We start from the raw sequence: 11,066 nt of genomic DNA, 5'->3' as shown, positions 1-11,066 counted from the left end.
TGCATCACTCGATCCTTAACTGTCGGAATACCTAAAGGACGTTTGTCTCCGTTATCTTTGGGGATATATACTCTCCTGATAGCACTATGTTTGTAGTTACTAGAGAATAGATAATCCCGAAGTAATTTACAGTTACTGTAGTTCTTGTGAAATATCTGTTTAAAGTCTTTACACGTAATACCATCAACTCCAGGTTTACCGTTATTTGCACATACCTCTTCTACTGCTCCCATAATATTATGTACGGTAGCTATAGCTTCTACCGATAACAATTATCAAGTTACAGCTCGTTTAAACGATGGTAACACTAATAATTTCAGATTACGTTTTGCAGTAGGTGGGGATGCCAAAGTTGGTGAAAACGGTACATTTGGATTCTATGTACGTTACCAAAAAGACTTTGCTTCATACTCTTATAAAACTTTAGATAACACTAAAGTTAAAGATCACAACAGTGATTATCACCAAATCACCGTTGCAGGTGTAAACTACACCTACAAACAAGACTATAACTTTGTGTTAGGTGCGGTTGGGGTTGATGATGCTGCGCAAGCATGGCAATACTCTGATTCAGTAGATATCGTAGCAGGTGCACGTACAGCATTTGATCGCTACAATGCTACTGATACTTCAGGCTTTAAAGATAAACGTACCGTAAGAGGTGACTTTAAATTTGGAGCAAACAAAGAACACTTCTTAAGTGTATCTTACTCTGATACTAAAGCAACTGCTTCTACTTCATATGGTGCACAGTTCTCTGCAGTATATGATTACCGTGGTTTTGCTAATACAGACTTACAAGCTGTAGTAGCAACAGGTACAGTTTCGAATACTTATAATTTCGTATCAGCAGACTTTGCCGCTTACTATGCTTTAGCTCCAAATGTAAAAGCTCAAGCAACTGTGGGTTATGCAAAACGCACACCAAAAGGCACAGCTACTGATACCCAAGAAGTTTACGCATTCTCTACTGAAGTAAATGGTAGCTTTGGGCAATACTTTAAACCTGCTGTGGGTTACTCATTTGCAAGTTTACAAACATCTCCTTTAAACACTGCAACCACTACTTCTAAAGAACACACATTCTACGCTTTAGTAGCTTCTGATGTATACACCTACAACACTACAACTTTACGTGTAGGTTTAGAAGCAAGCTATAAGCTAACCAATACTAAAAATAACGCTACAGGTACTAAAACTAAATACAAAGGTAGAAACGTAGCTTTATTTGGACAATACCTTTACTAAAAAACAAACTTACTACAGCATTTAATTACAGCTGAAGTAAACTCTTTAAATTTTTTACCTCATTTTTTTTCATAATATGCATTAAGACCAAGGATCTTAGATCCTTGGTCTTTTGTTTGTCTTAATAGATTCTTCGACAGAGTATATGGAGCATATAACTCTTGGAATATATAACTCTTAGTGAGGTTGCTTCATAGTGCAATTACAAGCACGAAAAAAGTCTCAAGCTGTGCTTGAGACTCAACCTTGAATATCCGCAGATGATTTCTCACCTGCTAATTGTTAGAGCAATTTTACAAACAACTATAAGCTTACCTCAGAGCTTGTAAGTTTATAGCCTAGAGCTTACTGTAAAATCACTCCTCCAATGTTTGGTAATATTCACAAATATATAGGATGCAAAAAATTAGATCTCGGGACTTTGCTTGTTAGATGTCCAGCTTAATAGTTGGCAATTAAGCTTAGCTTTTTTTCGCTACGAAGAATGAAAATCGGTAAAAGTTATGACCGCACCTTTATTGGCGATAAAGGTGCAAGTCACGAAATAAAAGTTGGCAGTTTTTATTCGATGATCTTGGAATGGCATTTTCATACCACCTTACACCCAAGAACGAGCACATTATTAAATTAATAATGCACATGTGTTTTTATGAATTTAATTCATACACAATTAATAATCGGCGAAATCATTAATTGCTTATCTTTTGCATATACTTAGACAAATAAAAATTGTGAAGGTTTTATAAAAAATAAGACTAAAAGTAACTTTTTCTTTTATTTATTGAAAACTCTACACTTTTTTATCCCTAATATTTTTAATATGAGGTTTATACCACTAAAAATAAACGAAACAAAAGATAAAAAACGTAAAGTTGCGTATTATCAGCCATTTATTAAGAACTGCACCTATTTTATATCGCTAAAAATAACACATAAATTACTGTCAAAAGCGTAAAAAATACGAAATTCCCTTCGTTTAAGAGATGTTTAGAGTATGTGAAAACTAGTCAAACAAATGTGACAAAGTTAGCAGCCGAGAAAATAAAACTAAAATAGCTAATATAACCTGTAATATTGATAATAATCTTTCCAGTATTTATAGTACAGCTTAAAGTATGTAAAAAAAATGAGTAGATGAAAAGAGAATATGGAGAGTAGGTAAAAAATAAAAGAACTGTACCTAAAATTTTTCCGTAAAAATACCTCTTAATTTTTACTTTACCTTCGTTTCATACTCCCTTACCATGAAAGCAAATTTCCCCCTTCCAAACTTCACCAACGCTTGTAGGCCTTGTCTGAAGAATCCTCTAAAAATTTGTGTTTTTTCGTCTATTTCTGGTCGTTAAGCTAGAGTACAATGCTATAATAAAAGAGTAATATTGATTTTAGGTATATCAGTGATTAAATTAAAGATCCTGTCATTCTCATTACAGACTTTGTACCCTCAGAGCATAAGTAATTAGCAGTAAAAAGTCGAGAATAGCTATAAGCAGCGGTTCTTTGGTTTAGTCACTCTTTTCCCCTTTCTCCTTATATGCTCAAACTTAAGGTTTAGAGGTAAAAGGACTAGTTTTACTTTATAAACTAAGTTTAGTTTACTTTTCCTTAAGTTTAAGCACTTCCTTAAGATTGAATTTTTCAGGCTTTAGGGATTATACTCTTGTTTATTGTTATTTAAATGGCTAGTTTTTACTAGCCATTTCTTCTCTCTAATTTTTAACACAAGGCTTTTTCTATGGCAGAGCATAATCGACGTGTCAAAGCTGAATTTATAGACGGCTTACTGCAACGTGTCAGTTTATCTGACATCATTGGTCGCTATATCAAACTTGAAAACAATGGAGCTCATCGTTTTAAAGCCTGCTGCCCTTTCCATAATGAAAAAACCCCGTCATTTTTTATTAACGATGATCGGGGTACTTATAACTGCTTTGGTTGTAAAGCTAAAGGTAATGTAATTACCTTTTTACGTGATTACAATGGCTTAAATTACGTGCAAGCGATTGAAGAGATTGCCAATATTGTCGGCGTACCGGTTGAGTATGCAGCTGATAATCGCAGCGAACAAGAAATCCAAGCTACTCTAGCACGCCAACAAGCTTTACAAACTGACCGTCAGATAGTTGAGATGGTTTGTCAGTTTTACCAGCAACAACTATATAGCCATCCTCATGCTATTGACTATCTGGTAAAACGCGGTTTAAGTGAAGAGATGGTACAGTTGTATCGAATTGGTTATGCCCCAAAAAACAATATGGTGCAAACCTATTTCGAAACTCTGTTGCGTAATGGGCAGTCACCAGTTGCAGATCCTCTTACTCATTTATTAAATACGGATGTTATTCGTCGTTCAGATCATGCTAAAGCTCATGGCAATAACTTCTATGATACGTTTCGCGAACGTATTACTTTTCCAATTTTTAGTGTAAAGGGTGAAGTTATTGGTTTTGGGGGACGGATTCTTGATAATAATGCGTCTAAAGCTAAATATATTAACCCCTCGAATACGTCTACACTCTACGACAAGTCTAAAGAGCTTTATGGTCTCTACCAAGTAATAACCTATCACAAAGAAATCCATAAACCTATTAAACGGATTGTACTGGTTGAAGGTTACTTAGACGTTATTAGTTTAAGTCAGTTTGGGATTTACGAAGGGGTAGCCGCAAGTGGTACAGCCATTGCTGCCGGACAACTTAGTCAAATCTTTAAGTACACTAAGCACTTAGTTTGCTGTTTTGATGGAGATAGTGCAGGTTATAAAGCAGCCTATGCAGCAGCACATACGGTACTGCCAATTTTACAAGATGAATATGTAGTTAACTTTGCTTTCTTAAAAGATGGTGAAGATCCTGACTCTTATTTGAAGAAATTTGGTGCCGAGGCTTATAACTCTTACCTTAATGAAAAATCATCTGGGTTAATTGACTATTTAATTGAGCAGGCAGTTTACAATTTACGCGACAAAGGTATTGCAGAGACCGATATCCAACGTCAAGCACTTATGGAATTAAGCGTTTGTTACGTACGTATGGATAAGGATAAGGCTGCTGCTTATCGTAGTGACTTAGTTAATAAACTGATCCGTAAATTTAAGCTCGATTACAATGCGCTAATGGATCAATTAGCGCAAGCTGAACAACGTTACGCTACCGAACTTGCTGAAGAGCAACGTCGTGCAGATCTGCAAGCGCAGCGTGAACAACAAGCAGCTCATACTCCGTCGGCCTATCGTAGTTTAGTTGCTAATCAAAACAAGCAACAAGCTCGTTTTGCTGGACGTAGAGGCATGGCTAACTTACGCCAAAATGTAAGTTCAGATTCACAAAGTAATCATAGTGATCAAGCTTATAATCAGGTTCAAGCTTTTAATAAAGTTCAAACTTATAATCCAGCCCCAGTTCCAAGCTCAAATCTAGATCCTCTAAGTACGAACAACAACTACGCCGATACAGGTCTACAAGTTGAACATCTTGCACCAGAAGTAGGTAATTATCAAGCCAATGCCTCTCTCGAAAACAGCTCACCAGCTGCGCAGCAAGGTTATACCGTAGAACCTACAGCTTATACAGCCGAGCAAAAACCGCAAGTTAATCAGCAGTCGCAGCAACAATCACAGCAACAGTCACAGCCACAACAACAGCAATATACAAGTACGCAAACTTATATTCCTGAAGCTGAAGTGTTTCATGCTGATGAAAGCTTGGACTATTCTGCTGCTGACTTCTACTCTCAAGATAACTTTATACCTCAAGGCTATAGTTACCAAGAGCAAAGCAATGCTGGTTACCAAGGACAAGGCAATGCTCCTCATCATGGGTATCAAACACCCAACGGTCATAGTCCTTACGCAAGCTCTACAGGTTCAGCAGACTACAGCTATGGCACTAGTGCGCAACAACGCAGCCAAGGTAATAAAACTAGAGGCGCTAATTATTCTCAAGGCAATAGCCAAGCGAATAATGCTCATTTAGCACGACCACAAAGCTATGCTCCAACCACCTTTACTAATCGTCAAGAAAAACCTAAACGTCGCTATGCAGCTTATGCCGAAGAATATGATTTTGCGCATCAGCCACGTAATGATTTTATTGATGAATTAGTAGGCAAAGTTAATTATGCACAGCAACCTCGAACCTCAAACCTAGCCCAAGTTGATGGCTTTAAGCAATTACAAGATCATTCTCTTGAAGCTAAAATTTCAGGTCTCGAAGAGAAGATTAATAATCTGCAGCAACAAAATGCCCTAAAAGTAAAACAAGCTAAAACCTTACGTAATACTAAAGGCTTAATTGTAAGTATTACTTCACAAGAAAAAGAGTTTGCTACTATGCGTAAGCAAACCTTAACTCTTGCTGAACAGGGTGAGTACGAGCAATTACGCCAACAAATGCTTCAACTAGCACTAACGCAAGAGCAAACCCAAGCTTATAAACTTGTTGCTTGGGCACAATTACAAAATCAATACTTAGGTGAGCACAATTTAACTACTTTGCAAGCAGCACAAGCTAGTCAAGGGGAATCTGTTAGTCCACCTACGCAAGATCCACCTTTTAGTGTGCCAGAACAAACTGAGCTGGTAAGTGAGTTTATTCCAACTCTTAGCTTACAAGAAGCTAAAAGCATTGCCCAGCTCTATATAGCTAACTATGAGCAAGAACTGCAAGATTTTAGTTTTGCGCCACCACCTAGTGCAGCTTTAAGCGAGCTAGAGCGTCATCAACATCAAGAAAGTTTTAAACGCATTCAATTTGCTTTTCCAACTATTTTTGATTATCAACGCATCTATTATCATAATCTGCAAATCGACCTTGCCGAACTCTTAATAGCTCGTCCAGGTTTAGCACGTGTGATCGAGCAATACTATGACGCAGCTAGCCGTTTCGACAATCGCATTAGCTTAATGATGTCTTGGTACTTTAATTCACCAGGTGAAGTGGTAAATAGTATGGTAGGAAATATTACTCTCTATAGCCTACCTGCATTCTCGTTTTTTAATCAGTTCTGTGCGCAAACGCGCGAACTACGAGATAACTACCTTGCAGGCAAGATGACATTCGTTGAGTTTATTCCTGCTTGGCAAGAACTACTAACTGCGATTTACGATAAGTACTTAGAAAAGCATCTTGGTCCATTTACTGATAATTTAGTAAAACATCGCGAAGAAGATCATGTCGAGATTTTTACTAAATGCATGCAAGAAACCTATACTGAGTTATTGCAAAAAATCACAGCCGTTGTACGTTTATATCTAGATACGTTTAAACAAACCATTAATAACGTTAATGTAGAAATGACGTATCTTGATAGTCTCGATATTATTACAGCATACGATTTACAAGCTTTACGCAGTAAACAAAAACTTAGTCCGGCTGGACAAGCTACCTATAATCGGGCATTCAATTTTATTAATGCCTATAACGAGTTAGGAATGCTTGCGCATACGTATATAGTGTCTTATAACCGTCGTCCACAGCCATATCCAATGTTTGGTTATGACTTAAAGGTTGGGGGTAAATATGATGCTCCGCTTTGGTCTGCTATTGCGCCGGTAAATATTTTTACCATTACTAATATGCGTTTAAAAGCTGAACAAGAAGCCAATATACGTCAAGTTGAGAAAAAGCGCCGTGAAGAAGTAGCCGAACAATTAAAGATTTGGCAAAACCTCGGTAATAAACGTAAACACCTCAAAGAAAACTTACTCCGTGAAGAGCATGAGAAAAACATGCAAGATATGCGTCGTTTACGTGAGCTTAGTCAGCAAATGGGTGAAGCAACTGCAGATACGCCAGCAAATGCACAAGTCGTAGACAGTTCACAAGCTAACCTAGCTGATGCTAATGTGCAGGCACAAAATGCACCAGAGCAAAGCGTGCAAGCGCAAGAGCAAGGTCAAGAGCCTACGCAACAAACTACGGTTGCAACACAACAAACTGACCCTGCAGCACAAGCTCAAGCTACAGTACAAGGAGCTCTAACTCAAGAAAATCTTGCTGCTAAAAGTAGCGATCCGCAAGCGGTAAGTTTTCCGGAACTACGTTCAGAAGACTTCTATCCTGAAAATTATCCATTGTTCTTAGCTTCTTTCAATGCAGCACAAGCTTCGCAAGAAGATCTTGAGTTGTATTTTGAGAAAGTAGAAGCTGCGGAACAAGCTCGTAAACCACAAAGCTTACAAGCGGATAATCCACAAAAAGCTAGTCTTGAAGCCCGTCTCCAAGACGAATAAAATAACTAGGATAGCTAAGTAAGAAGGTGCTTGCTAGCTATGTTTTGAAGTGTGTTTGCTAGTTGTGTTTTGACTGTGTTTTGACTGTGTTTTGACTGTGCTTTGGCTGTGTTTTGAACTATGTTTAGAACTATGTTCAGAACTTATACTTAAAACACGCAAAGCAGCAAACATTTGCTTTTAGTTCAAGGCTGTAAAACTCAAGCCAAAATAAAGGTCAAGAAGACATCTTCTTGACCTTTATTTTTTGACTTAGTTTTTAGGCTGGTCGCTTAGCGTAGATAATTACACGCTGCGGACGTGGATAACCTTCGACAGTTAAATCTGGATTTTTAGCATCTAACATATCAACTAAAGATACAGGAGCACTAAAACTAGTTGCACGTTGTTCTTCTTCGGTTGTAATTGACACGTCTTTAATTTCAATATGTTTATAACCTGCCATTGCTAACCATTTTTCAAGGGTTTTAATGGTTGGTACAAAGTAAACATTTGTCATACCTGCATATTTAACAGGAGGCATTAAACAAGTGTTTTCATCACCGTCTACAGCAATAGTTTCCAGCACTAAAGTACCGTGTGGTGTTAAGAATTTCGCTAGATCTTCTAAAAAGACTACCGGATCTTTACGGTGATATAGTACTCCCATACACATCACTACATCAAAAACATTTTGTGTAGGAACGAGGCTAAGAGGTAAAGTTAGAATATTTGGTGTTAAGGCGCGAGGAGCTTCTGCTTGCGTACTTGGGCTTAGTTCTTCCCAGAAAGTTGTATATAACACTTTAGTTAGTAAGAACTGCGCCACAAAGCCTTCAAAAGGCTCAACCCCGAGAGCAAATGATGGTGGCGTAAATACAACTTTAGCCGTTGGTTCTTCTTGGCTGTCTTTAGTGTTTTCTTGCTCAAGACTTGGCCAGTTGTGTTGCGTTTGATATAAACGCCAGAGGTAATAACCATTACCACAACCAACATCTAGCACCCGTTTACCAGCAACTAAACTACGAATACCTAGTTGTTCTAAACGTTGGAACTTCATTTCCGATACCCATTCAGAATCAACGTGTAAACCAAAATAGTCAAATGGACCTTTACGCCATGGCATTAGCACATTTACCATTTTGCCAATTAGATTGGTTAGTTTTTGATACAGTGTTTGCGCTCGATAAGGTAAGCGTTGACGATCAGATAAGCTTAACTCTTTTTGTACGCTTAATTTTGATAAAGGTTGTGTAAGGTACTCTTGCCATTCTGGGCATAGTTGTACCCCTACAAGACTAAATGGTTGGGCTAAAGTATCTTGAGGTACAAGTAAATTAGCTGGTAGTTTTAAGCGTGGAAAAGCACTTCGCACTTGAGCACATACTTCTTTTAATTCAATTGCTAGTTGTTGTACTGCTTTTAATTTACGCATATTATTTACAAAACTAGCATCTCGCGAGGTCTTATTTCTAGCGCGAATTTGTAATTGGTTGTCTGATTCTAACATCACAGCGCTTAATTCTGGCACCCAAGAGATTAAATCTTCTTGACGCAGCAGCTGCTCTAGCACTGAACGATTCTCAAAATTAATAAACATGAGGTTCCTGTTTATACTTGTTTCGATTATTCACGCGCATCTAATTGATTAAACACAATTAATTTAGCTTGGATTTGGTCGTAATCTGGTAATGAAGCAAAGTTAAATTGAATCATTTCCAAAATATTTTTTAATTGTTGCACAATATTTAGATGCTGTATATCAACTTTGGCTTCAAAGAAATATTTCATGGTAGTCATTACCAGATTACCGAACATAATCGACTGGAGCTTAGTATCTTCAGGATTACGCTGCGGGAAAGCATGTTCGCTAAAAAATAAATATCTCTTTGAAACTATATCAACCATTTCCTGATATAAACGATGACGTGGAGTTTGAATTTTCCAGAGAGCTAAAAATTCTTCGCGTAAAACAAAAATTTGCGGAAAAATTTTATTAAAAAACACATTAAAATCACGCGTTTCTAAACGCTCACGGATTAAATCAAAGTAACGTCGCTTCAGGTCGGCAATCATCTTACCTACAAGATCATCTTTTCCTGTGTAATATTTATAGAAAGTTGCTCGATTTACCATCGCTAAATCGAGAATATCTTGTACGATAATATCTTCATAAGGTTTAGTTAGCAGCAATTGAATCATTGCACTACGAATTAACTTATTAGTCTTAGTTACCCGCAAATCTCCTTGTTTAGGAGCATGAGGATCTACTGATAGTTTTACGTAAGCCATGTTGTTAAACCTTGGGTTGATTTTTATTAGTCGTAAGGAATCACTGTTATGCAGTTCATAAGGTTGAGAGTAATTTTACTTGCGAAAATTACATTTATTTCTTATTTTGCGTTTATATATAAATCGTTTACTAACAATTTAAGTATCTTTTTTAAACTATTTTAGTAGTTTATAGCATTTTCACACCTAAATTTAATAAACAATAAAAAGCAAAAAGCGTAAATAATAAACACCGACGTTGATTAACATACATATTATAGCGATTTTATATACACTATGGGGATAAATTTGCGGTAAGATATAGCTCAAATCAACCTACAACGTCGGCAAGTACGTTATAAGGTGATATTGAATTTTTATTAGTCTTAAATAGGGTTTGCAGCTAGGTTTATTCTTAGCTGCTTTTTTATAGCTTATTTTATCGAAGCTGCCCTCAACGAACAAATTTTATACTGCAAAATTGAATGCCCTGCAAGATTAAATCTTACAGGGCATTTTTTGAAAATAAATTGTGCAAAATAAATTACAGTTAATTGGTCGCGATTATATCTAAGATTAGCCATGCTAATGATAAATTTAAGCTAAATTTTCAGTAGTACCTAAATTTATTAAAGACTAGCTATTAAAAACTGAAGCTTTTTAACTCATTTAACTGTAAATTACTTAACGATTAAAAATACTTAAGCGCTAGGATCTTGTAATTTATCTAAACGTTTTTTCACTTGTTCAAACACTTTTGTCGCAGCGTCAGTGATTGATAAATAGCAGTCTGTATCAGAACCTCTACCAAAGAATTGACCTAAGTTAGTGTGGATTTCATACTCACTTACATAGTTAGCACCATCTTTTTTTAGAGAGAGGTGATTGTAACTTAAATCAACTTTGAGTTTACTTAATTTACCTGTAGCTTTTTCAGCGTGCGCTTTAAGTGCATCAGTTACGTCGAAAGCTTTGCCTACAATTTCTAGAGTCATAGTGTACTCCTTATGCTGTAAATTAATAATGTGGCTTTAGAGGTATAAAAATATATTCGTTATTGTTATTACCTTTAAAGGGGAAAGAGGTAAATGCTAGGATTTGCTGGTCGAAAGGTTAATCCTAAGCTGTTTAACTATCTTTATACTTTTATCTTAGTCTCTTATTTACCCTTTGTCAATAGCTAAAAATTAATTTTTCTCTATTTATTGCACAAAAATTACGCTTATTAAAATTAGCACGATTATTCAATAATTTGCAAAGTGATTTTTTCTTGCCTCTAAAACGCAAATTGATATACTTGAGCATTTTATTAGCATTATTTGCCAACTAGATCACA

5 protein-coding genes and 1 pseudogene are annotated in these 11,066 nt (G+C 36.5%); 2 read left to right on the top strand and 4 right to left on the bottom strand.

What is annotated here, in order from left to right; genetic code table 11:
- Positions 1 to 233 (bottom strand): annotated as a pseudogene (locus CKF58_RS06510) (hypothetical protein); the annotation flags it as partial.
- A gap of 283 nt (positions 234 to 516) precedes the next feature.
- On the opposite strand from CKF58_RS06510, the gene CKF58_RS06505 reads away from it, so the two are divergent.
- Complete coding sequence (locus tag CKF58_RS06505; RefSeq protein ID WP_119532154.1) at positions 517 to 1,248, top strand: hypothetical protein; 732 nt, start codon at positions 517 to 519, stop codon at positions 1,246 to 1,248.
- A gap of 1,735 nt (positions 1,249 to 2,983) precedes the next feature.
- The gene (dnaG, locus tag CKF58_RS06500) at positions 2,984 to 7,480 is read left to right on the top strand and encodes a DNA primase (protein WP_119532152.1); all 4,497 of its coding nucleotides are present in this window, start codon (positions 2,984 to 2,986) and stop codon (positions 7,478 to 7,480) included.
- A gap of 259 nt (positions 7,481 to 7,739) precedes the next feature.
- On the opposite strand, the gene CKF58_RS06495 is transcribed toward dnaG, so the two are convergent.
- The 3 genes from CKF58_RS06495 to CKF58_RS06485 form a co-directional block, all read right to left on the bottom strand.
- Entirely contained in the window at positions 7,740 to 9,059 is a 1,320-nt protein-coding gene (locus CKF58_RS06495) for a DUF1698 domain-containing protein (RefSeq protein WP_119532150.1), read from the bottom strand.
- A gap of 26 nt (positions 9,060 to 9,085) precedes the next feature.
- Positions 9,086 to 9,751, bottom strand: a complete 666-nt coding sequence (locus CKF58_RS06490) for a TetR/AcrR family transcriptional regulator (protein WP_119532148.1) — start codon at positions 9,749 to 9,751, stop codon at positions 9,086 to 9,088.
- 680 nt (positions 9,752 to 10,431) lie between these two features.
- Positions 10,432 to 10,725: an HPF/RaiA family ribosome-associated protein gene (locus CKF58_RS06485; RefSeq protein ID WP_119532146.1), complete on the bottom strand. Its 294-nt coding sequence runs from the start codon at positions 10,723 to 10,725 to the stop codon at positions 10,432 to 10,434.
- Between the last annotated feature and the right edge of the window lie 341 nt (positions 10,726 to 11,066).

This window comes from Psittacicella hinzii (assembly GCF_003585935.1).
GTDB classification, from domain to species: Bacteria; Pseudomonadota; Gammaproteobacteria; order Enterobacterales; family Psittacicellaceae; genus Psittacicella; species Psittacicella hinzii.
This window is presented reverse-complemented; position numbering and strand designations above follow the sequence as displayed.